Origin of the sequence: Streptomyces sp. NPDC001373, assembly GCF_042895815.1 — a bacterium.
Classification (GTDB): domain Bacteria; phylum Actinomycetota; class Actinomycetes; order Streptomycetales; family Streptomycetaceae; genus Streptomyces.
Genome location: NZ_JBIAWQ010000001.1, coordinates 954483 through 979131 on the forward strand (window position 1 = coordinate 954483; position 24649 = coordinate 979131).

24 protein-coding genes are annotated in these 24649 nt (G+C 72.4%); 10 read left to right on the top strand and 14 right to left on the bottom strand.

The genetic code is table 11. The features are described 5' to 3' along the window. The first annotated feature begins 77 nt into the window (after positions 1 to 77). From ACFY15_RS04620 to ACFY15_RS04630, 3 genes are all read left to right on the top strand, one after another. A complete protein-coding gene (locus ACFY15_RS04620) occupies positions 78 to 548 on the top strand; it encodes a hypothetical protein (protein WP_390687648.1) in 471 nt (156 codons plus the stop codon). Between the two features lie 93 nt (positions 549 to 641). Next, positions 642 to 1610, top strand: coding sequence for a hypothetical protein (locus ACFY15_RS04625; protein ID WP_390687647.1), 969 nt, complete (start codon positions 642 to 644; stop codon positions 1608 to 1610). Positions 1611 to 1621: 11 nt separating this feature from the next. Next, positions 1622 to 3352, top strand: a complete 1731-nt coding sequence (locus tag ACFY15_RS04630; RefSeq protein ID WP_390825003.1) for a M16 family metallopeptidase — start codon at positions 1622 to 1624, stop codon at positions 3350 to 3352. A 64-nt stretch (positions 3353 to 3416) separates the two neighbouring features. On the opposite strand, the gene ACFY15_RS04635 is transcribed toward ACFY15_RS04630, so the two are convergent. The 4 genes from ACFY15_RS04635 to ACFY15_RS04650 form a co-directional block, all read right to left on the bottom strand. Beyond that, a complete protein-coding gene (locus tag ACFY15_RS04635) occupies positions 3417 to 4541 on the bottom strand; it encodes a GuaB3 family IMP dehydrogenase-related protein (RefSeq protein ID WP_390687644.1) in 1125 nt (374 codons plus the stop codon). Positions 4542 to 4697: 156 nt separating this feature from the next. Further along, a complete protein-coding gene (gene guaB / locus ACFY15_RS04640) occupies positions 4698 to 6197 on the bottom strand; it encodes an IMP dehydrogenase (RefSeq protein WP_390687643.1) in 1500 nt (499 codons plus the stop codon). A gap of 134 nt (positions 6198 to 6331) precedes the next feature. After that, positions 6332 to 6961 (bottom strand): sigma-70 family RNA polymerase sigma factor, encoded by a 630-nt coding sequence (locus ACFY15_RS04645; protein ID WP_366450401.1) that lies wholly within the window; start codon positions 6959 to 6961, stop codon positions 6332 to 6334. A 319-nt stretch (positions 6962 to 7280) separates the two neighbouring features. Next, positions 7281 to 7892 (bottom strand): response regulator transcription factor, encoded by a 612-nt coding sequence (locus ACFY15_RS04650; protein WP_003948568.1) that lies wholly within the window; start codon positions 7890 to 7892, stop codon positions 7281 to 7283. Positions 7893 to 8271: 379 nt separating this feature from the next. On the opposite strand from ACFY15_RS04650, the gene ACFY15_RS04655 reads away from it, so the two are divergent. Next, complete coding sequence (locus tag ACFY15_RS04655; RefSeq protein ID WP_366450402.1) at positions 8272 to 8598, top strand: WhiB family transcriptional regulator; 327 nt, start codon at positions 8272 to 8274, stop codon at positions 8596 to 8598. Positions 8599 to 8737: 139 nt separating this feature from the next. On the opposite strand, the gene ACFY15_RS04660 is transcribed toward ACFY15_RS04655, so the two are convergent. Beyond that, positions 8738 to 9634 (bottom strand): LysR family transcriptional regulator, encoded by an 897-nt coding sequence (locus tag ACFY15_RS04660; RefSeq protein ID WP_390687642.1) that lies wholly within the window; start codon positions 9632 to 9634, stop codon positions 8738 to 8740. Positions 9635 to 9740: 106 nt separating this feature from the next. Between ACFY15_RS04660 and ACFY15_RS04665 the strand changes: the two genes are divergently transcribed. Together ACFY15_RS04665 and ACFY15_RS04670 are read left to right on the top strand one after the other, a co-directional pair. Continuing rightward, positions 9741 to 10514, top strand: a complete 774-nt coding sequence (locus tag ACFY15_RS04665) for an SDR family NAD(P)-dependent oxidoreductase (protein ID WP_390687641.1) — start codon at positions 9741 to 9743, stop codon at positions 10512 to 10514. A 98-nt stretch (positions 10515 to 10612) separates the two neighbouring features. Beyond that, positions 10613 to 11311, top strand: a complete 699-nt coding sequence (locus ACFY15_RS04670; RefSeq protein WP_390687640.1) for an ester cyclase — start codon at positions 10613 to 10615, stop codon at positions 11309 to 11311. Positions 11312 to 11391: 80 nt separating this feature from the next. On the opposite strand, the gene groL is transcribed toward ACFY15_RS04670, so the two are convergent. Continuing rightward, a complete protein-coding gene (gene groL, locus ACFY15_RS04675; RefSeq protein WP_390687639.1) occupies positions 11392 to 13020 on the bottom strand; it encodes a chaperonin GroEL in 1629 nt (542 codons plus the stop codon). 111 nt (positions 13021 to 13131) lie between these two features. After that, positions 13132 to 13440 (bottom strand): co-chaperone GroES, encoded by a 309-nt coding sequence (gene groES, locus ACFY15_RS04680; RefSeq protein ID WP_030230757.1) that lies wholly within the window; start codon positions 13438 to 13440, stop codon positions 13132 to 13134. Between the two features lie 348 nt (positions 13441 to 13788). Here groES and ACFY15_RS04685 point away from each other — a divergent pair, with 348 nt between their 5' ends. From ACFY15_RS04685 to ACFY15_RS04695, 3 genes are all read left to right on the top strand, one after another. Then, entirely contained in the window at positions 13789 to 14487 is a 699-nt protein-coding gene (locus tag ACFY15_RS04685) for a response regulator transcription factor (RefSeq protein ID WP_390825004.1), read from the top strand. A 5-nt stretch (positions 14488 to 14492) separates the two neighbouring features. Then, positions 14493 to 15863, top strand: a complete 1371-nt coding sequence (locus ACFY15_RS04690; RefSeq protein ID WP_390825005.1) for a sensor histidine kinase — start codon at positions 14493 to 14495, stop codon at positions 15861 to 15863. Positions 15864 to 16166: 303 nt separating this feature from the next. Further along, complete coding sequence (locus ACFY15_RS04695) at positions 16167 to 17561, top strand: FtsW/RodA/SpoVE family cell cycle protein (RefSeq protein ID WP_390825006.1); 1395 nt, start codon at positions 16167 to 16169, stop codon at positions 17559 to 17561. 313 nt (positions 17562 to 17874) lie between these two features. On the opposite strand, the gene ACFY15_RS04700 is transcribed toward ACFY15_RS04695, so the two are convergent. Next, positions 17875 to 18765 (bottom strand): polysaccharide deacetylase family protein, encoded by an 891-nt coding sequence (locus ACFY15_RS04700; protein ID WP_390825007.1) that lies wholly within the window; start codon positions 18763 to 18765, stop codon positions 17875 to 17877. Continuing rightward, entirely contained in the window at positions 18762 to 19715 is a 954-nt protein-coding gene (locus ACFY15_RS04705) for a polysaccharide deacetylase family protein (RefSeq protein ID WP_390687634.1), read from the bottom strand. The genes ACFY15_RS04700 and ACFY15_RS04705 overlap by 4 nt, the downstream gene beginning before the upstream one ends. Here ACFY15_RS04705 and ACFY15_RS04710 point away from each other — a divergent pair. Then, on the top strand, positions 19710 to 20987 hold the full coding sequence (locus ACFY15_RS04710; RefSeq protein WP_390687768.1) for a methyltransferase domain-containing protein: 1278 nt from the start codon (positions 19710 to 19712) through the stop codon (positions 20985 to 20987). The two genes, ACFY15_RS04705 and ACFY15_RS04710, sit on opposite strands and share 6 nt — an antisense overlap. 184 nt (positions 20988 to 21171) lie before the next feature. Here the strand turns inward: ACFY15_RS04710 and ACFY15_RS04715 are convergent, their stop codons facing one another. The 5 genes from ACFY15_RS04715 to tsaB are packed head-to-tail and all read right to left on the bottom strand — an operon-like array spanning position 21172 to position 24644. Continuing rightward, on the bottom strand, positions 21172 to 21882 hold the full coding sequence (locus tag ACFY15_RS04715; RefSeq protein ID WP_390825008.1) for a hypothetical protein: 711 nt from the start codon (positions 21880 to 21882) through the stop codon (positions 21172 to 21174). Positions 21883 to 21939: 57 nt separating this feature from the next. Further along, a complete protein-coding gene (locus ACFY15_RS04720) occupies positions 21940 to 22200 on the bottom strand; it encodes a hypothetical protein (protein WP_390687767.1) in 261 nt (86 codons plus the stop codon). Positions 22201 to 22217: 17 nt separating this feature from the next. Next, the gene (gene tsaD, locus ACFY15_RS04725; protein WP_390825009.1) at positions 22218 to 23360 is read right to left on the bottom strand and encodes a tRNA (adenosine(37)-N6)-threonylcarbamoyltransferase complex transferase subunit TsaD; all 1143 of its coding nucleotides are present in this window, start codon (positions 23358 to 23360) and stop codon (positions 22218 to 22220) included. Further along, positions 23353 to 23940 (bottom strand): ribosomal protein S18-alanine N-acetyltransferase, encoded by a 588-nt coding sequence (rimI, locus tag ACFY15_RS04730; RefSeq protein ID WP_390687766.1) that lies wholly within the window; start codon positions 23938 to 23940, stop codon positions 23353 to 23355. The genes tsaD and rimI overlap by 8 nt, the downstream gene beginning before the upstream one ends. A gap of 26 nt (positions 23941 to 23966) precedes the next feature. Next, on the bottom strand, positions 23967 to 24644 hold the full coding sequence (tsaB, locus tag ACFY15_RS04735) for a tRNA (adenosine(37)-N6)-threonylcarbamoyltransferase complex dimerization subunit type 1 TsaB (protein ID WP_390687631.1): 678 nt from the start codon (positions 24642 to 24644) through the stop codon (positions 23967 to 23969). Positions 24645 to 24649 lie beyond the last annotated feature (5 nt).

Below are 24649 nucleotides of genomic sequence, written 5' to 3' on the forward strand. Positions count from 1 at the left end.
GCTAGCCTGCGGCGTCACTTATCTCGCACTTATGCCCCCGGGGCACACGTGCGCCCGAATCCCTGGGGGGGATTTCCTTGAGCCAGAACGTCCAGCCGCCCGCACCCGCGTCCTACACCCCGGCCCCCGCCCCGGCACCGGCCCGCAGCGGCAACGCGGTCCTGGGGATCGCCGCCGCCGTCGTGGCCGGCCTCGTGGCCGCCGGTGTCTACGGCGCGATCGTCAAGGCCACCCACCACGAGATCGGCTACGCGGCGGTCGGCGTCGGCGCCCTGGTCGGTTTCGCCGCAGGCAAGGCCGGCGGGCGCAACGCCGTCCTGCCGGTCGTCGCCGCCCTGGTCTCCGTGGCCGCCGTGCTCGCGGGCCAGCTGTTCGGCATCGCCCTGGACGGCGCCGACCAGCTCTCCGAGAGCGTCGTGGACGTGCTGACCAACCGCACCTCCGACGTGATCGAGAGCTGGAAGGAGAACCTGGACCCGCTGACGTTCCTCTTCCTCGCCATCGGCGGCTACGCGGCCTTCCAGGTCGGCCGCAAGACCGCCGCCTGACGACCACAAGGCGCTGAGCAGGCAATTTCGCCCCGAACCGGCGCCCCGGAAACCCCTGTCGGAATCCGTGGCGCCGGTCATATGATCCGCGGCGTGTCTGCTCTCACGCCGCCGCTCGGCCGGCCACTCACCGAACCCACTGAGCACTTCCGGGACCTGGCCGTCCTGCGCTCGGCAGTCCAGCTCCGCGACGCGAAGGCCGTCGCAACCGCCTTCGAGGCCCTCCCCGACGAGGACGACCGCGCCCTCGCCTCCTGGACCGTGGCGGAGACCCCCGACTGCGCGGACTTCCTCCGCGAGACCGCGGCGTGCCGCCCAGGCGACCCGCTCTTCCGCACGCTGTACGCCAACCACCTGATCAGGGCCGGATGGAGGATCCGCAGCGGGGCTCGGGCCGAGCACGTCAGCCGGCAGCAGTTCGACTCCTTCCACGCGCACCTGCGCCGGGCCGAGGTCCTGCTCATCGACGTCTGCGCCGAGTACCCGGCGTACGCCCTCGCCTGGTACCTGCGCGTCACCACCGCACGCGGGCTCGAACTGGGCCAGGGCGAGGCCAGGCGCCGCTACGAGCGCCTCGCCGAACACCACCCGCACCACTACTCCGGCCAGTCCCAGCTGCTCCAGCAGCTCTGCCCGAAGTGGAGCGGCAGCTGGGAGGAGGCCGAGGGCTTCGCCCGGGCCTGCGCGGAGGCCGCGCCCGAGGGCGGCCCGCAGGGAGCACTGGTCGCCGTCGCCCAGCTGGAGCGGTACCTGGAGATCGAGCGGGACGAGAACACGCCCGCTGCCGAAACGTATCTGCGCGAGCCCGCCCAGCACACCGCGCTGCAGGAGGCCGCCGCCCGCTCCGTCCTCCACCCCACCGCCCGCGCCGACGCCTTCCAGTACGTCGGCGCCCACAACGCCTTCGCCGCCGCCCACAGCGCGGCGGGCCGCCACGCCGAAGCCGCCCCGCACTTCCGAGCCCTCGGCGACCGCGCCACCGAGTTCCCCTGGGGCTACGTCGGCGCGGACCACTCGGCCACGTTCGCCCGCCACCGCAAGACCGCCCTGGCCAAGGGCTGAGGAAGACCACGATGACCACCGACACCCCGCCCGGGCACGTCACCGAAGACGGCGTCACCCACACCACCGTCGACGGTGTCCGCACCGTCCTGGCCCCCGGCTCCGGCCCCCTCACCGCCGGACTGCTCTTCCGGGTGGGACGCGCCGACGAGACTCTCGCCACCAGCGGCGTCACCCACCTCGTCGAGCACCTCGCCCTGCACCACCACGGCCTGAGCGACCTCCACTACAACGGCGCCACCGCCGCCGCCTACACCCACTTCCTCGTCTCGGGCACGCCCGCCGAGGTCGTCGAGTACCTCAACGGCGTCTGCGCCGCCCTGCGCGACCTGCCCATGGACCGCCTGGAGACCGAGAAGGAGATCCTGCGCACCGAGGCCGCCGGCCGTGCACAGGGTGCCGCCCACAGCCTGCCCCTGTGGCGCTACGGCTCCCGGAGCTACGGCCTCACCAGCTACGCCGAGACAGGCCTGCACCGGCTCACCGCCGACGACGTCCACGACTGGGCCCGCACCCGCTTCACCACGGAGAACGCGGTGCTGTGGCTCACCGGCGACACCGTGCCCGACGGCCTCGACCTCACCCTTCCCTCCGGCACCTGGCACCCCGCACCGCAGCCCACCTCCGCGCTGCCGAGCACGCCCGCCTACTTCCAGGGACCCGACGGCGTCGCCGTACTCACCTCGGTCGTCCCCCGCTCGACGGCGGGAAACCTGTTCGCCGAGGTGCTCGGCAAGGAGCTCTTCCGCGAACTGCGCCAGAAGGGCGGCTACTCCTACACCGCGGCCGCCGACTACTGCCCGCGCGACACCGACTGGGCGACCGTCACCGCGTACGCCGACGCGCTGCCGCGGAAGCAGGACGCGATGATCGGCGCCTTCGTGGACGTACTCGCCAAACTCCGTGCCGGCCGCATCGAGCAAGCCGACCTGGACGCCGTACGGACCTCCGCACTCAGCCAGTTCGACCATCCGGAGCCGGCCGCGGCCAGGCTCCCCTCCGAGGCGATGAACCTGCTGCTGCGCCGCCCCTCCCTCAGCAACGCCGAGAGCCGTGCCGAGATCGAGGCGGTCACCGTCACCGACCTCCAGCGGATCGCGCGCGAGGTGTGGGCGAACGCCTTGATGCAGGTCCCGGGGCGGGGCGTGGACTGGGCCGGGCTCACGGAAGCCCCCACCTGGTCGTCGGACCTGGTCACCGGACGGCGCTACGCCGCGGTGGAGGACCGGCAGACCACCCTGCTGGTGGCGCGCGACGGGCTCAGCCTGGTCCGCCCGGACGGCCACCTGACCATCCGGTACGCCGAGTGCTCCCTGATGCAGGCCTACCCGGACGGCGCCCGCCACCTCGTCGGCCACGACGGCTTCAGCATCACCGTCGAGCCGACCCTGTTCGGGATCACAGCGGCCGAACTGGCCTCCGTGGACGCCGGCGTCCCGCCCGCAGCGGTGGTCCGCATGCCGCCCCGCGACCCATCCCGCATCCCGCAGCCCCGTCCGGTCCAGCCGGCACCCGACGCGCCGCAGCCGCCCAAGCGCTGGTTCACCGTCGTCCTCTGGGTGCTGGGCATCCCGGCCCTGCTGTTCGGCGGCCTCTCGTCCATGACCACGCTGGCGCTGCTCAGCAAGGGCACGGAAGACCCCGACGACTGGCTGGTCCTGGTCGCCCTGTGGGTGTTCTCGTCCTTCTTCCTGGTCCCCTGGGGGATCTGTCTGCGCCGCCGCAAGCAGGGCAAGAGCTGAGGAACGCCGGAGGGCCGGCACCCCGTTCGGGGTGCCGGCCCTCCGGCGTGCGTGCGTGGCGGGGTCAGCGGCGGTGCTGGGAGTCCGCGACCGTGACCTCGACGCGCTGGAACTCCTTGAGCTCGCTGTAGCCGGTCGTGGCCATCGAGCGGCGCAGGGCGCCGAAGAGGTTCATCGAGCCGTCCGGGGTGTGCGACGGGCCGGTCAGGATCTCCTCGGTGGTGCCGACCGTGCCGAGGTTGACCTTCTTGCCGCGCGGCACGTCCTCGTGGACGGCCTCCATGCCCCAGTGGTGGCCCTTGCCGGGCGCGTCGGTGGCGCGGGCCAGCGGGGAGCCCATCATCACGGCGTCGGCACCGCAGGCGATGGCCTTGGGCAGGTCGCCGGACCAGCCCACGCCGCCGTCGGCGATGACGTGCACGTAGCGGCCGCCGGACTCGTCCATGTAGTCGCGGCGGGCCGCGGCCACGTCCGCGACGGCCGTGGCCATCGGGACCTGGATGCCGAGGACGTTGCGCGTGGTGTGCGCGGCGCCGCCGCCGAAGCCGACGAGGACGCCCGCGGCGCCGGTGCGCATCAGGTGCAGGGCCGCCGTGTAGGTGGCGCAGCCGCCGACGATGACCGGGACGTCCAGCTCGTAGATGAACTGCTTGAGGTTCAGTGGCTCGGCGGCGCCCGAGACGTGCTCGGCGGAGACGGTGGTGCCGCGGATGACGAAGATGTCGACGCCCGCGTCCACGACGGCCTTGGAGAACTGCGCGGTGCGCTGCGGGGAGAGCGCGGCGGCGGTGACGACGCCCGAGTCGCGCACCTCCTTGATCCGCCGGCCGATGAGGTCGGCCTGGATCGGCGCGTCGTAGATCTCCTGGAGGCGGCGGGTGGCGGCCTCCTCGTCCAGCTCCGCGATCTCGTCGAGCAGCGGCTGCGGGTCCTCGTAGCGGGTCCACAGGCCCTCGAGGTTCAGCACGCCCAGGCCGCCGAGCTCGCCGATGCGGATGGCGGTCTGCGGGGAGACCACGGAGTCCATGGGGGCGGCCAGGAAGGGGAGCTCGAAGCGGTACGCGTCGATCTGCCAGGCGATCGAGACCTCCTTCGGGTCCCGCGTGCGCCGGCTCGGGACGATGGCGATGTCGTCGAAGGCGTACGCCCGGCGGCCGCGCTTGCCGCGCCCGATCTCGATCTCAGTCACGTGTGGTGGCCTTTCCTCTGGGTCTGCCCGTCCAGTATCCCCGAACCCCGGGGACCCGCGTTCCGATGACCGCTGTACGGACGCACGCGCGTGCCTCCGCGGACGCGCCGGAGGGGCGGGCCCGGGCGGGCCCGCCCCTCCGGGCGGTCATCCTGTTCAGCCCTTGCGGCTGTAGTTCGGCGCTTCCACCGTCATCTGGATGTCGTGCGGGTGGCTCTCCTTGAGGCCCGCCGAGGTGATCCGGACGAACCGGCCGCGGTCCTGGAGCTCCGGCACCGTACGGCCGCCGACGTAGAACATCGACTGGCGCAGGCCGCCGACCAGCTGGTGGACCACCGCGGAGAGGGGGCCGCGGTAGGGGACCTGGCCCTCGATGCCCTCGGGGATCAGCTTGTCGTCGCCGCCGACGCCCTCCTGGAAGTAGCGGTCCTTGGAGAACGACTTGCGGTCGCCGCGGGACTGCATCGCGCCGAGCGAGCCCATGCCGCGGTACGACTTGAACTGCTTGCCGTTGATGAAGAGCAGCTCGCCGGGGGACTCCTCGCAGCCCGCGAGCAGCGAGCCGAGCATCACCGTGTCGGCGCCCGCGACCAGGGCCTTGGCGATGTCGCCGGAATACTGGAGGCCGCCGTCGCCGATGACGGGGACGCCCGCGGCCTTGGCGGCCAGCGAGGCCTCGTAGATGGCGGTGACCTGCGGGACGCCGATGCCGGCGACGACGCGGGTGGTGCAGATGGAGCCGGGGCCGACGCCGACCTTGATGCCGTCGACGCCCGAGTCGATCAGCGCCTGGGCGCCGTCGCGGGTGGCGACGTTGCCGCCGATGACGTCGACGGAGGAGTTCGACTTGATCTTGGCGACCATGTCGCCGACCAGGCGGGAGTGCCCGTGGGCGGTGTCGACGACGATGAAGTCGGCGCCCGCCTCGATCAGGGCCTGGGCGCGCTCGTAGGCGTCGCCGGCGACGCCTACGGCGGCGCCGACCAGCAGGCGGCCGTCCTTGTCCTTGGCGGCGTTCGGGTACTTCTCGGCCTTGACGAAGTCCTTGACCGTGATGAGGCCCTTGAGGACGCCCGCCTCGTCGACCAGCGGAAGCTTCTCGATCTTGTGGCGGCGCAGCAGCTCCATCGCGTCCACGCCGGAGATGCCGACCTTGCCCGTGACCAGCGGCATCGGGGTCATGACCTCGCGCACCTGGCGGCCGCGGTCCGACTCGAAGGCCATGTCGCGGTTGGTGACGATGCCGAGCAGCTTGCCGGCGGGGTCCGTGACCGGGACGCCGGAGATGCGGAACTTCGCGCAGAGCTCGTCGGCCTCGCGCAGCGTCGCGTCCGGGTGCACCGTGATCGGGTCGGTGACCATTCCGGACTCGGAGCGCTTGACCAGGTCGACCTGGTTGGCCTGGTCGGCGATGGAGAGGTTGCGGTGCAGGACGCCGACGCCGCCCTGGCGGGCCATCGCGATCGCCATGCGGGCCTCGGTGACCTTGTCCATGGCCGCGGACAGCAGCGGCACGTTCACCCGGACGTTGCGCGAGATGAGGGAGGAAGTGTCGATCTCGTCGGGAGCCATGTCCGACGCGCCCGGCAGCAGCAGCACGTCGTCATAGGTCAGTCCGAGCGCGGCGAATTTGTCGGGTACTCCGTCGGCGGTCATGACACCTTCCCAAATGGTCTTGCTCAGCGCGGATGTCCATGCTAACGGGATCCCGACGCGTCTCATTCCACGACCAAGGCCGAGCGGAAGATTCGTGGTTTCCTACGAGACTCCCTGCGGGCGGGATCGTCGGCTCACTGCTCCGCGAGCGCGCGCAGCCGGCTCAGTGCGCGGTGCTGTGCGACCCGCACCGCACCCGGGGACATGCCGAGCATCTGGCCGGTCTCCTCGGCGGTCAGCCCGACGGCCACCCGCAGCACGAGCAGCTCGCGCTGGTTCTCGGGCAGGTTGGCCAGCAGCTTCTTGGCCCAGGCGGCATCGCTGCTGAGCAGCGCCCGCTCCTCCGGACCGAGGGAGTCGTCCGGCCGCTCCGGCATCTCGTCGGACGGCACGGCGGTGCTCCCCGGGTGCCGCATCGCGGCCCGCTGGAGGTCGGCGACCTTGTGCGCGGCGATGGCGAACACGAACGCCTCGAAGGGGCGCCCGGTGTCCCGGTAGCGCGGCAGCGCCATCAGGACGGCGACGCACACCTCCTGCGCGAGGTCCTCGACGAAGTGACGGGCGTCACCCGGGAGCCGCGACAGCCGGGTGCGGCAGTAGCGGAGGGCGAGGGGGTGCACGAAGGCCAGCAGGTCGTGCGTGGCCTGTTCGTCGCCGTCGACCGCACGGCGTACGAGCGCGCCGACGGCCCCGGCGTTGCCGCCTTTGGCGGCGCCGGTGGGGCCTGTGGCCGGGGGCGACCCCAGGGCCTCGTCGTCGCGCATCGATCCATGGTGCCTTGGCGCCGGAGCGTTCGTGGCATCGCGGTCCGTGTTGTGCATCGAAGCGTTATGAGCGGGTGCGCCGGAGCTCATCTTCTGCGCCCTCCCCTCCGCTCGGCCCGAATCGTCGTCCCCGAGGACTCGACCTCTCCAAGAATGCGGCACACCATCAAGGATGCGGCATCGCGCCCGAAGCGACACGTCCCCCGGATTGTGCCCCGTCAATCCCCGACGGGACACCGGCCGGGACGGGACTTTTCGCGCGCCGCCGCCGACCGGGGCCTGCCGCCCCGCCCGCCATCGGCGGACGGGACCGCTCCGGTCAGCGGACGAGACCCCAGCGGAAGCCGAGCGCCACGGCGTGCGCCCGGTCCGAGGCGCCGAGCTTCTTGAACAGCCTGCGGGCGTGGGTCTTGACCGTGTCCTCGGAGAGGAAGAGCTCGCGCCCGATCTCCGCGTTGGACCGGCCGTGGCTCATGCCCTCCAGCACCTGGATCTCGCGCGCGGTGAGGGTGGGCGCCGCGCCCATCTCCGCCGAGCGCAGCCGGCGCGGCGCCAGCCGCCAGGTCGGGTCGGCGAGCGCCTGGGTGACCGTGGCCCGCAGCTCGGCGCGCGAGGCGTCCTTGTGCAGGTAGCCGCGGGCGCCGGCGGCGACCGCGAGAGCCACGCCGTCCAGGTCCTCGGCGACCGTCAGCATGATGATGCGGGCGCCCGGGTCGGCCGACAGGAGCCGGCGGACGGTCTCGACACCGCCGAGGCCGGGCATCCGTACGTCCATCAGAATCAGGTCGGACCGGTCGGCACCCCAGCGGCGGAGGACTTCCTCGCCGTTGGCAGCCGTCGTCACACGCTCGACGCCGGGCACGGTGGCAACCGCGCGACGGAGCGCCTCTCGGGCAAGCGGGGAGTCGTCGCAGACGAGGACGGAAGTCATGACCGCCCTCCGCAGCTGCTGATGCGCGTCACCTTGAGCCTCCAGGCTGGTACGTATCGTCACCTGTGCGATCGACGTCCTCGGACACCTGTCCGGGAACTTCTCGTTTCAACCGCACTCGCTCTCTCAACGATGGTCACTCGAAAGAGTTACGGGTCGGACGGACACCTTCGGCACTCTACGTGAGGAAGCGATCACGACGCTGGAGCCACCCTCCGCGCGTCCTCCATCTGGAGCTATGCCCTATTTGGCGGCTTTTCTTCCGTTCGCCATGTGTCTGAGGCTAGATTCCCAATGAGTCATATTTACATCTACTACGACAGTAGGTGTGGAGACATGGACCCTATCCGCCTCAGTACCGGCACCAAGAGGACTACCCATGGCAGATTTCTCCCGCCTCCCCGGACCGAACGCCGACCTCTGGGACTGGCAGCTGCTCGCTGCCTGCCGCGGAGTCGACAGCTCCCTGTTCTTCCATCCGGAAGGCGAGCGGGGCGCGGCCAGGAGTGCGCGCGAGGCCTCGGCTAAAGAGGTCTGCATGCGCTGCCCGGTGCGCTCGGAATGCGCCGCGCACGCACTCGCCGTCCGCGAGCCCTACGGGGTGTGGGGCGGCCTCACCGAGGACGAGCGCGAGGAGCTGATGGGCCGCGCACGGCACCGCCTGATCCCCGCCTCCAGCACGATCGGCCCCAGCGCGCCGAACTGACCGCCGGTCGCACGGCGCACGAAGGGGCGCTCGGATAAACATACGAAGGAACGTTTCTCCTCCGCCCTTCGAACCCTTCCGGATCCGCCCGCGCACCGGGCGTGTCGCACCGACGCGCACCCGCAGGGCGCGCGTCCGGTCAGCGGGCGGCGGCCCGCACCAGCTCCCCCAGGGTCGCCGCCACCGCCGGCACGCGCGCCAGGTCGGGCAGCGTCAGCGCCACGACCTCCCGCTCCACCGCCGGCTCCACGGCCAGCGTGCTCACGCCCTTGGCCCGTACGGACTCCACCGCCAGCTCCGGCAGCACCGCCACGCCCAGCCCGGCGCCGACCAGGCCGACCACGGCCGGGTAGTCGTCGGTGGCGAAGTCGATGCGCGGGGTGAATCCCGCGCCCTCGCAGACCTCCACCAGGTGGCGGCGGCAGCGCGGACAGCCCGCGATCCACGGCTCGTCGGCCAGCTCCGCCATGCCCACCCGGCCGGCACCGGCCAGCGGGTGCGCCTCGGGCACCAGCCCGACGAGCCGGTCGGTGAGCAGCGGGGTGACCACGAGGTCCTCCCACTCGGCCGCAGCCGAGGCCCCCGCGTAGCGGAAGGCCAGCGCGAGGTCGCAGTCCCCCTCGCGCAGCATCTCCACCGAACGCGGCGGCTCCGCCTCCACCAGGGAGATTCGGGTGCCCGGGTGCGCGGCGCGCATGGCCGCGAGCGCGGTCGGCACCAGCGTGGAGCTGCCGCTGGGGAAGGAGACGAGCCGTACCCGCCCCGCGCGCAGCCCGGCGATGGCCGCGACCTCCTCCTCGGCGGCGGTCAGCCCGGCCAGGATTCCGGCGGCGTGCCGCACGAGGGCCTCCCCCGCCTGGGTCAGCCGCATCTCGCGGCCCGTGCGGACCAGCAGCGGGGTGCCGGCCGACTGCTCCAGGGCCTTCATCTGCTGGGAGACGGCGGGCTGGGTGCACCCGAGTTCACGGGCGGCGGCGGAGAAGGAACCGGTCCCGGCGACAGCGCGCAGGATCCGCAGGTGGCGTGCCTCAATCACCCTTCGAGCATAAGCCCGCCTTTTGCCGCGGCCGTCCTGTCCAGCCGGGCCTTTGGGAAGGCCGCGCAGGGGTACGGGAGTCGGCGCGGGCGGCTATTTTGCGCACATGACGACTGCGTTGATCACTGGATCCACGGCGGGCATCGGCGCCGCCTTCGCCCGGCGGCTCGCCGCCCAGGGGCACAACCTCGTACTGGTGGCCCGGGACACGAAGCGGCTGGCCGAGCAGGCCACCGAGCTGCACGACCGGCACGGCATCGAGGCGGAGGTACTGGCCGCCGACCTCGCCACGGACGAGGGCATCGCGGCGGTCGAGGCCCGCCTCGGCGACCGCACGCACCCGGTGGACCTGCTGGTCAACAACGCCGGCTTCGGGAACAAGGGCCGCTACCTGGAGGTCTCCATGGCCGACGAGCTGGCCATGCTCAAGGTGCACATCGAGGCGGTGCTGCGGCTGACCTCGGCGGCGACGGAGTCGATGCGCTCGCGCGGCCGGGGCGGGGTCGTGAACGTGGCCTCGGTCGCCGCCTTCGTCCCGCGCGGCACCTACGGCGCGAGCAAGGCCTGGGTCGTCCAGTTCACCCAGGGCGCGGCCCGGGACCTGGCCGGATCCGGGGTGCGGATGATGGCGCTGTGCCCGGGCTTCGTGCGCACCGAGTTCCACCAGCGGGCCGGCATGGGCACCGACAACATCCCGGGCTGGCTGTGGCTCGACGCCGACAAGCTGGTGGCCGCCGCGCTGGCCGACCTGGCGCGCGGGAAGACGGTGTCGATCCCGGACCCGCGGTACAAGGCGCTGATGGGTGTGGTGAAGCTGACGCCGCGCGGGCTGCTCGGCGGCGTGTCCTCCCGGACGGGGCGCAAGTACGGGCCGCAGTGACGGGCCGCAGCGACCCCTGCCCGACCACCGACAAGCGCAGCAAAAGGGCGAAATCTCCCTAAAATGGACGTGTCTCATCCACTGCGGGAGGCGACCCGATGACGTTCGTACAGGTGATCGACTACGAAACCAGGCGGTTCGACGAGATGAACGCGCTCATCGACCGCTACGCGGAACAGACCAGCGGGAGGCGCACGGTCACGCACACCATGATCGGCAGGGACCGCGAGGCCCAGAACCACTACGTGGACCTCGTCGAATTCCCCTCCTACGAGGAGGCGATGAAGAACTCCCACCTCCCCGAGACGGACCGGATGTTCCAGGAGATGGTCGCCCTCTGTGAGGGGATGCCGAAGTTCATGAACCTCGACGTGGTCCGCGACGAGTACCTCAACAAGCTCGTCGTGAACCGGATGTTCGAGGAGTGCATCCACAAGGGCGACTTCGCCGCCCTGGAGGAGTGCCTGGCCATGGACTACACCGACCACGACGTCATGGAGGGCGAGGGTCAGAGCGACGGCCGCGACGGCATGCAGCAGACCATCAGCAAGTGGAGGGAAGCCTTCGACTTCTCCTTCGACCAGACCCGCCAGATCGCCGAAGGCGACTGCGTCACGACGCTCTGGAACTGGAAGGGCACCCAGAAGGGCGCGTTCATGGGCGTCGCCCCCACGGGCAGGGAAGTGACGATGTCGGGGTGTACGACCTTCCGCCTCGACAACGGCCGGATCGCCGAGGGCTGGTGGTACTACGACGCGCCCGGCCTGATGCGCCAGATGGGCATGCTGCCCGAGTAGGCCGGCACGCAAGAGGCCCTGGTCACCCCCGCGTTGCAGCGGTGACCAGGGCCTTCTCGGCTAGCGCTCAGGCATCAGCCTCAGTGGCTGTGACCGTGGCCGTGACCGTGACCGGCCTCGGCCTCCTCCTCCGCCGGCTTCTCGACGACCAGGGTCTCGGTCGTGAGCAGCAGGGAGGCGATGGAAGCGGCGTTCTCCAGCGCGGAGCGGGTGACCTTGACCGGGTCGATGACGCCGGCCTTGACCAGGTCGCCGTACTCGCCGGAGGCGGCGTTGAAGCCGTTGCCCTTCTCCAGCTCCGCCACCTTCGAGGTGATGACGTAGCCCTCGAGGCCGGCGTTCTCGGCGATCCAGCGCAGCGGCTCGACGGCGGCGCGGCGGACGACGGCCACACCCGTGCCCTCGTCGCCGGTCAGGCCGAGGTTGCCCTCGAGGACCTTGACGGCGTGGACGAGCGCGGAGCCACCACCGGAGACGATGCCCTCCTCGACCGCGGCGCGGGTCGCGGAGATGGCGTCCTCGAGACGGTGCTTCTTCTCCTTGAGCTCCACCTCGGTGGCGGCGCCGACCTTGATGACGCAGACGCCGCCGGCGAGCTTCGCCAGGCGCTCCTGGAGCTTCTCGCGGTCCCAGTCGGAGTCCGTGGACTCGATCTCGGCCTTGATCTGGTTGACGCGGCCCGCGACGTCAGCGGCGTTGCCGCCACCGTCGACGATGGTCGTGTCGTCCTTGGAGATGGTCACGCGGCGCGCGGAACCGAGGACGTCCAGACCGGCCTGGTCGAGCTTGAGGCCGACCTCCTCGGCGATGACGGTGGCACCGGTGAGGGTGGCCATGTCCTGGAGCATCGCCTTGCGACGGTCGCCGAAGCCCGGGGCCTTGACGGCGACCGCGTTGAAGGTGCCGCGGATCTTGTTGACGACGAGGGTGGAGAGCGCCTCGCCCTCGACGTCCTCGGCGATGATCAGCAGCGGCTTGGAGCCACCCGCCTGGATGACCTTCTCCAGCAGCGGCAGGAGGTCCTGGATGGAGGAGATCTTGCCCTGGTTGATCAGGATGTACGGGTCGTCGAGGACGGCCTCCATACGCTCCTGGTCGGTGACCATGTACGGCGAGAGGTAGCCCTTGTCGAAGGCCATGCCCTCGGTGAACTCCAGCTCCAGGCCGAAGGCGTTGGACTCCTCGACGGTGATGACACCGTCCTTGCCGACCTTGTCCATCGCCTCGGCGATGAGCTCGCCGACCTGCGAGTCCTGCGCGGAGAGCGCGGCCACGGCGGCGATGTCGGACTTGTCCTCGATCGGGCGGGCGGTCGCGAGGAGCTCGTCGGACACGGCCTTGACCGCGGCGTCGATGCCCTTCTTCAGGGCGGCCGGGGAGGCACCGGCGGCGACGTTGCGCAGACCCTCCCGGACGAGCGCCTGGGCGAGCACGGTGGCGGTGGTGGTGCCGTCACCCGCGATGTCGTTGGTCTTGGTCGCCACCTCCTTCACGAGCTGGGCGCCGAGGTTCTCGTACGGGTCGTCCAGCTCGACCTCGCGGGCGATGGTGACACCGTCGTTGGTGATGGTGGGGGCGCCGAACTTCTTGTCGATGACGACGTTGCGGCCCTTGGGGCCGATCGTCACCTTGACCGTGTCGGCAAGCTTGTTGACGCCGCGCTCGAGGGCGCGACGGGCGTCCTCGTCGAACTTCAGGATCTTCGCCATGGGAGCGGTTCAGCCCTCTCGAAAACTCGGGTTTAACGAACCGCGCCCCTCGCCGCCCGGCAATCAGCGGGGTGACCAGGGGCGCAGTTCAAAGCAATGCGTGAGAAGTGATTACTTCTCGACGATCGCGAGCACGTCGCGGGCCGAGAGGACGAGGTACTCCTCGCCGCTGTACTTCACTTCGGTGCCGCCGTACTTGCTGTACAGCACGATGTCGCCGACGGAGACGTCCAGCGGGAGACGCTGGCCGTCCTCGAAGCGGCCCGGGCCGACCGCGAGGACGACGCCCTCCTGGGGCTTCTCCTTCGCGGTGTCCGGGATGACCAGGCCGGAGGCCGTGGTCTGCTCGGCGTCGAGCGGCTGGACCACGATGCGGTCCTCAAGCGGCTTGATGGCAACCTTGGAGCTGGCGGTCGTCACGATCCGACCTCCCCCTTCGGAGATCCGGGGTTAACTGTCTGAGGTGGCGACCAGGTCGATCCGTCGTCGCGGGTGCCGGACCTGCCTGTCGCTGTGTTGGCACTCACCGGGGGCGAGTGCCAGGTGTGACACTATTCCGGCGATTAGCACTCGGTCAAGCGGAGTGCCAACACGCTCCGCTGGATCCACGTATTCCGGCCGCCGAACCCCCCACTTGGCCCAAACCCGGCCCCCGCCGCGTCCGGCCCCGCCGCCGAAAACCCGTCCCCGGCGGGGGACCGCTCGCGGCGACGGCCCCGCAGGGCCCGCCCCGGGCCGGTCCGGCGCCCGGTATGTGAGGCTTGGCGCGTGCGCATCCTGGTCGTCGAAGACGAAGAGAACCTGGCCGAGTCCCTCCGGCAGGGCCTGTCCGCCGAGGGCCACCGCGTCGAGGTCGCCCACGACGGGCACCGGGGGCTGGAACTGGCCCTCACCGGCGGGCCGTACGACGTCGTCCTCCTGGACCTCATGCTCCCCGGCCTCGGCGGCGCCGAGATCTGCGCCCGCATGCGCGCCCACGGCGACCCCACCCCCGTCCTGGTGCTCACCGCCAAGGACGGCGAGTACGACGAGGCCGAGGGCCTCGACGCCGGGGCCGACGACTACCTCACCAAGCCGTTCTCCTTCGTCGTGCTCGGCGCCCGCCTGCGCGCCCTCGCCCGCCGCGCCGCCGGCCCCGCCGGCCCCGCCGGCCCCGGACCCGCCGTCCTGCGGGCGGGCGACCTGCTCCTCGACCCGCACGACCGCCGCTGCCGCCGCGGCAGCCAGGACATCGAACTCACCGCCCGCGAGCTCGGCGTCCTCGCCTGCCTGATGGAGCGGCCCGGCCGGGCCGTCGCCAAGCAGGACATCCTCGACGAGGTCTGGGACTCCCCGCACGGCGTCGACCCCAACATCGTCGAGGTCTACGTCTCCTCCCTGCGCAAGAAGATCGACGCGCCCTTCGGCCGCCGCTCCATCCTCACCGTCCACGGCACCGGCTACCGCATGGCCCCGGACGGCGGCTGACGGTGGTGAGCAGCCTCCGCGCGCGGACCGCGCTCGCCGCCGCGCTCGCGATGGCCGCCGTGCTCGCCACCGGCGGCCTGTGGCTGTACACCCTGATGCGCGGCAACCTCCTCGACAACACCACCGGCCGCACCGAGCTCGCCGCACGGAAGGTCGCCGCGCAGGTCGACACCCGGACCCTCCCGCCCGGCGGCCGGCTGCCCGCGCCCGAGACGGGGGTCGACCTGGTCCTCGTACGCGACGCGCAGGGCCGGACCGTGGCCAGCACCGCGGCGGGCGGGGAGCCCCGGGACATCCCCCGCCTCGACGGGCTGCGCCCCGGGCCCGGGCAGGACTCCCGGTCGGCCGTCCTCGCGCCCGCGCACCCCGGCGGTCAGCGGCGGGTGGTCGTCGCGGTCGCCGCCCCCGGGCCGCCCGCGGCGCACGACCCGGCCGCCCCGCACACCGTCTACGCGATGACCGTCCTCGGCGACGTCGACGACGCCACCCGCGCCGTCGCGGTCGGACTGCTCGCCGGCGCCCCGCCACTGACCGCCTTCGCGGCGGCCCTGGCCTGGTGGGCCACCGGGCACGCGCTGCGCCCCGTCGCCGCGATCCGCTCCGGGCTGGCCGCCGTCACCGCGAGCGAGCTGGACCGCCGCGTCCCCGACCCGGGCGGCGCGGACGAGATCGCCCAGCTGGCCCGGACCGTGAACGACACCCTCGACCGGCTGGAGCGCTCCGACGCCCGGCAGCGGCAGTTCACCGCCGACGCCTCGCACGAGCTGCGCAACCCGCTGGCCGCCGTCCGCTCCCGGCTGGAGGTGGCCCTCGCCATGGAGCGGCCCGACCGGGCGTCGGTGGCCGCCGCGCTGGCCGACACCGAGCGGCTCCAGCGGATCGCCGCCGACCTGCTGCTCCTGGCCCGCCTCGACGGCGGGCCCGCGCCGCGCCCCGAGCCGGTGGACCTGGCGCTGCTGGCGGCGGAGGACGCGGCGCGCCGCCCCGCGCCCCGGGTGCCGCTGCGGCTGGAGGCACCGGCGCCGGTCCCGGCGTACGGGGACGCGGCGCGCCTGGAGCGGGCCCTGGCCAACCTGGTGGACAACGCCCTGCGGTACGCCCGGGGAGGGGTCGTGGTGCGGGCCCTCACACGGGACGGGTGGGCGGTGCTGGAGGTGGCGGACGACGGCCCGGGGATCCCGGAGGCCGACCGGGGCCGGATCTTCGAGCGGTTCGTACGGCTCGACGCGGACCGGGGCCGGGCCAGCGGCGGCACCGGCCTGGGCCTGGCGATCGCCCACGAGATCGCGCGGGCGCACGGGGGCGACGTGCGCGCCCTGGCGGCTCCGGGCGGGGGCGCCCTGCTGGAGCTGCGGATCCCGTCGGGGCGGCGCTGAGCCGCCCGGCTCTCAGGATTCCTTCAGCGGGGCCGGGCCAGGATCGACCGGCATGAGCGCACGGCGGAGGAAACCCGGCACCTCACGCACACGGACCGCCCGAAGGAACCATGGGGAGGACATCAACGTCGTAGATGATATGAAGATAAAGCGCCTCATTGCCGAGCAGATCGGTCCTCGGACCGCCCCTGCGACGACCCCGAGTGCACCGGGCGCCGCGTCTCCTTCCGCCCTCCCCTCATCGCCGTCAGCCCCTCCGCCGTCACGGCCGGAGCCGGACACCATCGACGGCGGCGGCGTTCCGTGCGTGGACTGAGGCCGCTGACGGCGGCGGGCGCCCGACGCCGCACCGAAGCGCTCCTGCTGGTCCTCGTCGTCGGCATCGCCGTCTTCGGGCACGTGAGTGCGGGCCTGGCCATGAACGGCGAGCTGCCGCAGCACCTCACCAGCTTCGTGATCAGCATGACGCTGCTCTCCCTGGTGGGACATCTCGGCATCCGCCGGTTCGCCGCGTACGCCGACCCGCTGGTCTTCCCGCTCGCCATGCTCCTGACCGGGCTGGGCCTCGTCCTGATCCACCGGCTCGACCAGGGGTACATCGAGCGCTACGGCTCCGACGCGAACGCGCCCGGCCAGCTGATGTGGACGGTGGTCGGCGTCGCCGCCTGTCTGCTGGTGGTGGCACTGCTGCGCGACCACCGGCTGCTCCAGCGGTTCATCTACATCACGATGGCCGTCGCCCTGGTGCTGCTGATCGCGCCGGCGTTCTTCGGCGCGGACACGTACGGCGCGAAGCGCTGGATCATCCTCTTCGGGTTCTCGCTCCAGCCCGGCGAGTTCGTGAAGATCATGATCGCGATCTTCTTCGCGGGATATCTCGTCATCCACCGCGACTCGCTGGCCCTGACCGGCCGGAAGTTCCTGGGCATGCGGCTGCCGCCGATGCGCCAGCTCGGACCGATCATCACGGTGTGGATCATTTCGCTGCTCGTGCTCGTCTTCGAGCGCGACCTGGGCACCTCACTGATCTTCTTCGGGGTGTTCGTGGTGATGCTGTACGTCGCCACCGAGCGCACCAGCTGGATCATCTGCGGCCTGGTCATGGCGGCGGGCGGCGCCTTCGTCGTCGGCGCCACCGAGCCGCACGTCAAGGCGCGCGTGGCGGCCTGGCTCAATCCGCTGTCCTACTACTGGGAGAACCGCCCGCCGGGCGTCACCTCCGACCAGTCGGCGCAGGCGCTGTTCAGCTTCGGCACGGGCGGCGTCACGGGCACGGGCCTGGGGATGGGCCACCCCGAGCTGATCAAGTTCGCGGGGCGCAGCGACTTCATCCTGACGACGGTGGGCGAGGAACTCGGCCTGGCCGGCGTCATGGCCGTCCTGCTCCTGTACGCCCTCCTCGTGCAGCGGGGCCTGCGGATGGCCCTGGCCGCGCGGGACCCGTTCGGCAAGCTGCTCGCGGTGGGGCTCGCGGCGGCGCTGGCGCTCCAGGTCTTCGTGGTGGCGGGCGGTGTCACGGGCCTCATCCCCCTGACCGGCAAGGCCCTCCCCTTCCTGGCGAAGGGCGGCTCGTCACTCCTGGCCAACTGGATCATGATCGCCCTCCTCCTGCGCATCAGCGACAGCGCGGAACGCCAGCGGGAGGCCGACGCCCGGGGCCCGGTGGAGACGACGATCACGCCGGTGATGGCGGGGTAGGGGGCGCGGCGCGGGTCGGCCATCCGGGCCCGCCTCATCCCTGATCCCGCCGTATGCCCATCAATGGACCGTGCCGTTCTTTTGGGGGTTTCCCGGCAGTCTTCGGCTTTTCGTGGCGGGACGGCCTGTCAAGGGTGGAGCGCAGCGACATCGCGAAGCGACGCGACGAAGGAGCGCCCGTGACAGGGCGGCCCGACGCGGAAGGACGATGAGACTGACGGGAAACCCCCAAGCCCTCCCCACACCGCCCGGCCGAGGTCCCGGCCTCCCCGGTCCCGGTCCGCCGTTGCGGCCCCCGCCACGGGCCGAGCCCCTACAGGTAGTCCTCCAGGCGGGCGATCCTGTAGCCCTGCTCCTGTATGTGCTGGAGCATCCGCGTCGTCATGTGGATCTCCGTCGCGCCCTTGAGTTCCGACGGGCCGCGGAAGTGGGCCAGGATGATGTCACCGGGCTTGAGGGCCGAGCCCTCGGCGTACTGGAAGTCGTTTATCTGCATCGACGCCCGCCACAGCACCACCGTGTTGATGCCGCACTCCGAGGCGGCCTTCAGGGTGTCGTCGTTGTAGTTGCCGAACGGCGGGCGGAAGAGGACGGGGCGCTTGCCGAAGCGCTTCTCCAGGCGCTCCTGCTGGCCGCATATCTCCTTCTTCTGCGCCGCGAACGCCAGCGTGCGCATGTTCGGGTGCGTCAGGGTGTGGTTGTTCACCGTGCTGTTGGAGCCGTTGTCGCGGATCTTCTCGAAGTAGCCGTAGTCCGACGAGGCCACGTTGTCCGTCAGGAACATACTGATCGGCAGCTTCAGATCGGCCGCCATCTTCAGGAACTCGGGGTCCTTCTCCGCGCCGTCGTCGAAGGTCAGGAAGACGACCTTGTCGTTCGGGGCCACGGGTATTCGGTCCAGCACCACCGGCTTGCCCGGCCCGGCCGGCTTGGGGAGTTGGGGCTTCTGCGCGGGCTTCGGGGCGTACTGCAGCGGGGCGGTCAGCCCCCACTTGCGGTACGCCTCGTCCCCGGGGGTGCCCGCCTGGGGGGAGGCGGCCGCGGAGGCCGGGGCGGACGGGGAGGCCGACGGGGCCCCCGGCGTCTGCCCGGCCTTGCGGCCCAGCCTCTCGATCGGATCCACGCTGTTCCCGCATCCCGACAGGGACAGCGCGAGCGCGCCGGCCGTCAGCGTCCCGGCCACCAGCCGGCGCGCGTACTTCACAGGTAATCCTCCAGGCGGGCCACGGCGTACCCCTTGTCCGTGACGGTCTTCATGACATGACGGATCATGTCAGGCATCGTGCCCTTCCAGTCCTCTCGGCCCCGGAAGTGCGTGAGGATGATGTCCCCGGGGTGCAAGTCCCTGTCCCACTCACGGTAGTCCATCCGGTTCGGGAAGGCTTCCGCGTTCCACAGCGGAACGGCCTTGATGCCACAGGACTTCGCCGCGCGCAGCGTGTCCTGGTTGTAGTTCCCGTACGGGGGCCGGAAGAGCTGGGGCCGCTTGCCGAACTGCTTCTGGATGGTGTCCTGCTGACCGCAGATCTCCTCCCGCTGCTGCTCGTAGTTGAGACCGGGCATGTAGCGGTGGTTGAGGGTGTGGTTGTTCAGGGTGACGCCGGCGGCCTGCATCTCCTTGAAGTACGGGTAGTTGTCGCGGACGAGGTAGTCGCTGAGGAACGCCGTGTACGGGAGCTTCAGTTCCTGCATCATCCGGATGAACTCGGGGTCCTTCTCGGCCCCGTCGTCGACGGTCAGGAAGACGACCTTGTCCTCGGTCGGGACGGTGGTGAAGACCGGGGGCAGCTCGTCCTGGCCCTCGACCTCGAAGCCCTCACGGGTGGTGATCTCGGGCTTCGCCTTCGGCCCGGCCGGGGCCATGAGCGGGGTCTTGGCCAGGCCCCACTTCTTCGCCATGGCGACGCGGGCCTGCTGCGCGGCCTTGAGCTTCTCGGCGGAGTCGGGGAGGGCGCCGGCCGCGCCGGAACCGGCCTCGGCGGCGGCCTTGTCCGGCTTGCCCTTGACCGGCGCGGCCGGGTCCGCGGCGCCGCACCCCGTGCCCAGGGCGGCGACCAGCAGCGCGGCCGCGGCCACCCCGTACCGGGCGCGCGGGCGTGCCGCGGACCGGTGACCAAACTGCGTGGGATTTCCCTTTTGTCGTACTAGCTGCATAGCAGCGGATCCTTGCATCCCGCGGCCCGGCTCCCCGGCCGACACCACGGCCGCAGTCCGCCCTTCCACCGACTGGCCGACAATGGAGCCGTGACTCCCGAAGACTTCGCCGCGCTCCTCACCTCCGAGGGCCGCGCGCTCCTCGACTCGCTCCGCGACTACGACCCCTCCCAGGAGCTGGCCGTGGCCACCCGGCTGCGCCGCGAGCACCCCGCCGGGCTGGTGTCGGCCGCGCTGGGGCAGGCCCGGCTGCGGCAGCGGGCGGTGGCGAAGTTCGGGTCCGAGGACGCGTTCCGGATGTTCTTCACCCCCGGCGGCGGCGAAATGGCCACCCGCGCGTCGGTGGCCTCGTACCGGGCCGACCGGCTCGCCGAGCTGGGTGTAGGGAGCGTCGCGGACCTGTGCTGCGGGATCGGCGGAGACGCGCTGGCGCTGGCGCGGCGCGGGATCCGGGTGCTGGCCGTGGACCTCGACCCGCTGACGGTGGCGGTCGCGCGGGCCAACGCCGAGGCGCTGGGGCTGGCGGACCTGATCGAGGTCCGCCAGGCGGACGTGACGACGGTGGACGTGTCCTCGTACGACGCCGTCTTCATCGATCCGGCGCGGCGCGGCGGACGGGGCCGGATCTTCGACCCGGAGTCGTACTCGCCGCCGCTGTCGTGGGCGGTCGGGGCGGCGCGGGCGGCGAAGTACGCCGCCATCAAGATCGCGCCCGGGATCCCGCACGAGGCGGTTCCGGCGGAGGCCGAGGCGGAGTGGATCTCGGACCACGGGGACGTGAAGGAGGCCGTGCTGTGGTTCGGCACCGCGCCCGGCACGGTACGGGCCACCCTGCTGCCGGGGCCGGTCGGGCTGCACACCGCCGAGCCGCTGCCGGACCCCGGGGCGGGGCCGGTGGGGCGCTGGCTGTACGAGCCGGACGGGGCGGTGATCCGGGCGCACCTGGTCGCGGAGGTGGCGGAGCACCTGGACGGGCGGCTGATCGACCCGACGATCGCGTACATCACGGCCGACGAGCTGCGGGCCACGCCGTACGCGACGGCGTACGAGATCACGGACGTGCTGCCGTTCGGGCTGAAGAAGCTGAAGGCGCTGCTGCGGGAGCGGGAGGTGGGGGTGCTGACGGTGAAGAAGCGGGGGTCGGCGATCGAGCCGGAGGAGCTGCGGCGCAAGGTGAAGCCGTCGGGGCCGCGTTCCGCGACGGTGTTCCTGACGCGGGTGGCGGGGGCGCCGTCGATGCTCATCGGCTCGCCGGTGGCCCAGGGGCTGTAGGGCTCCGCCCCGGACCCCCGCGCCCGATCACAGGCGGGGCCGGTTCTGGCCAGGTGCGGCGCTGCCGCGTGGACGGCCCCGGGCTGTGCCCGGCTTTCGGGGCTCCGCCCCGGACCCCGTACCTCGATCGCAGGCGGGGCCGGAGGGTGCCGGCCCCGGTGGCCGGGTGCCGCGGCGTAGCGGCTCAGACGCCCGCGAGGCTGGAGTTCGCCGGCCTCGCCGTGCCGGGGCGACCCCGCCGGCGCGTGGACACGCCGGACGGCACGGCCGCCGCGCCGCCCCGGGGCGTGCGCGCACGCAGGGACCAGCTGTAGTGGGTGGCGGCCTTGGCCAGGCCCAGGAGGGCGGTGATCCACAGGATCATGCCGAGGCCCATGACGTACGCGATCTGCCCGACGGTGTCCGTGTCCGGCCGGGCGCCCGCCGCCGCGGCGAAGGCCGTCCAGAGGCCGACGGCGCCCAGGGCCAGTGAGGCCACCAGCCACACGAGGCTCCGGCCCGGGGCGCGCAGGACCGCGTCCGTCCCGGGGTCCCGGCCCGCGACGACCCAGGCACACAGCAGCCGGTGCACCCGGCGCTCTTGCCGGGCGCCCCGGACGAACCAGTACCCGGCCGGTCCCAGCACCCCCAGGCCCATCACCGCGAAGACGGCGCCGGAGAGGTGGTCCGGCCCCGCACCGGACTCGAAGGTCATCACGGCCATGCCGACGAAGGTCCAGCCGAGCGCGAAGACCGCGGCCACCAGCCAGAGCAGCGCCAGCCGTCCCAGGCCCAGGCTCCGGCGGCTCAGGTCGGCGAGGAAGCGCGCGCGGTCGGCCCGTACGACGCTCTCGTCCAGCCAGTCGCGCAGGTGCGCGGGCGGCGGCGGGGGCGGCAGGTCTCGGCGGCTAGGCATGCGGACGACCCTAGCGGCGCCCCGTCGAGCTTCACCGCAGCGCTCCTGGACCCGCGGTCAGCCGCCGTCCGTGACCTCGACGGACTCGAACCGCCAGCGGTGCACGGCCCGGGTGATCAGGTCCGCGGCGGGTTCCGGCAGCTCGGGCAGTCCGGACGCCGTGCCGCCTTCCGGGATCTCCCACCAGGTGATCACGAGGACCCGGTCCCGGGCGGCGCGCAGCACCTCGCGGCGCAGCGGCTCCCGGGCCAGGACCTGGGCACGGGCCCACTCCAGCAGCTCGTTGCCCCGGCCCTCGACGGCCCGGGCCTCCCACATCAGGGCGACGACGGTGTTCACGAGTAGAGGTTGTCCTTGCTCAGCTCGTGCACGTGGTCGTGGGAGTGGGGGTGGGAGTGGGTGCCGCCTCCATGGGCGTGGTCATGGTCGTGGGCCGTGCCCGGGACGTGGGGGTCCGTCACCGGGAGGGAGGAGTCCGCCGACAGGTCCCAGTCCGAGGCCGGACGGTTCCGCTTGACCATCTCCGCGCCCAGGGCCGCGACCATCGCGCCGTTGTCGGTGCACAGCTTGGGCCGCGGGACGCGCAGGATGATGCCGGCGTCGTCGCAGCGCTCCTGCGCGAGCGAGCGCAGCCGGGAGTTGGCCGCCACGCCGCCGCCGATCATCAGGTGGTCCACGCCCTCGTCCTTGCACGCGCGGATCGCCTTGCGCGTCAGCACGTCCACCACGGCCTCCTGGAAGGACGCCGCCACGTCGCGCACCGGCACCTCCTCGCCCGCGTTCCGCTTCGCCTCGATCCAGCGGGCCACGGCCGTCTTGAGGCCGGAGAAGGAGAAGTCGTACGCGGGGTCGCGCGACCCGGTGAGCCCGCGCGGGAAGTGGATGGCCCTGGGGTCGCCCTCCTTCGCCAGCCGGTCGATGACCGGGCCGCCGGGGAAGCCCAGCTGGAGGACGCGGGCGATCTTGTCGAAGGCCTCGCCGGCCGCGTCGTCGATGGTGGCGCCGAGCGGCCGTACGTCGCTGGTGATGTCCGGGGCGAGGAGCAGCGAGGAGTGGCCGCCGGAGACCAGCAGGGCCATGGTGGGCTCGGGCAGCGGGCCGTGCTCCAGCTGGTCGACGCAGATGTGCGAGGCGAGGTGGTTGACCCCGTAGAGCGGCTTGCCCAGCGCGTAGGCGTACGCCTTCGCGGCCGAGACGCCGACGAGCAGGGCGCCCGCGAGGCCGGGGCCCGCGGTGACGGCGATGCCGTCGAGGTCGCGGGCGCTGACGCCGGCTTCCTTCAGGGCGCGCTCGATGGTCGGGACCATCGCCTCCAGGTGGGCCCGGGAGGCGACCTCGGGCACGACCCCGCCGAAGCGGGCGTGCTCGTCGACGCTGGAGGCGACCGCGTCGGCGAGCAGGGTGGTGCCGCGGACGATGCCGACGCCGGTCTCGTCGCAGGAGGTCTCGATGCCGAGGACGAGCGGTTCGTCAGCCATGGGTCTCACTGCTCTCAGGGTGTTCGTGGGTCTCAGTGGTCGAGGTGGCCGGGGCGGCCCGGTCGGCCGGGCCGGCGGGATCGACGGAGTCGGCCGGGGCGGCCGTGCGGGCCGGGTCCGTCAAACGCATCACCAGCGCGTCGACGTTCCCCGGCTGGTAGTAGCCCCGCCGGAAGCCGATCGGCTCGAAGCCGAAGCGCTCGTAGAGCCGCTGGGCGCGGGTGTTGTCGACCCGGACCTCCAGCAGCACCTCGGCGCATTCGAAGGCGGTCGCGGCGCGCAGCAGTTCGGTGAGGAGCCGGGCGCCGAGTCCGGTGCCCCACTGGTCCTTGGCCGCCGCGATGGTCTGTACGTCGCCCAGGTCGCCGGAGGCCGCGAGGCCCGCGTAGCCGACCAGGCGGCCGGTGGCCCCCTCGGCGGAGCCGCTGTCGGGCGGGATCTCGGCGACGACGTAGCGGCGGGTGGCCCGCGGGCCGCGGGCGTGGGCGAGCTCGGACCAGAACATGCCGGCCGACCAGGCGTCCTCGGGGAAGAGCTCGTGCTCCAGTTCCAGCACCGGTGCGATGTCCCACCAGCGCATCTCGCGGAGCACTGCGGTCGGGGCCGTCACTGCGGGGTGACCACCTTGTAGTTCTTCGGCACCTGGGCGTCGGGGCGGCGCAGGTAGAGGGGGGCCGGGGCGGCGCCGTCGGCGTTCTCGAACGGGATGCCCGCCGCGAGGCGTTCGGCGGCCAGGGCGGCCAGGGCCGCGGCGGACTGGTGCTCGGGGCCGCGGGCGTCGGTGAAGACCTCCGGGTACAGCCGGGCGCCCTGGCCGACCGACGGGAGGCCGGCGACCTGCTCGGCGATGTCGGCGGGGCGGTCGACGGCGGGCTCGCCGACGCGGGTGCGCGGGTCCTCGTAGCGCGCCCAGTAGACCTCCTTGCGCCGCGCGTCGGTGGCGACGGTGAAGGGACCCTCGATCCCGGCGGCGCCCGCGGCGTAGGCGAGGCCGTCGAGGGTGCACAGGCCGTGCACGGGGACGCCGAGAACGGCGGCGAAGGTGGAGGCGGTGACGAGGCCCACGCGCAGCCCGGTGTAGGGGCCGGGGCCGACGCCGACGACGATGCCGGTGAGGGCTTCGAGCTTCACCCCGGCCTCGGCGAGGACCCGGTCCACGGAGGGCAGCAGGAGCTCCCCGTGGCGGCGGGCGTCGACCTGGTGGGACTCGGCCAGGACGGACTCCCCGTCGTGCAGGGCGACGGTGACGGCGGGCGTGGCGGTATCTACGGCGAGCAAGAGCACGCGAA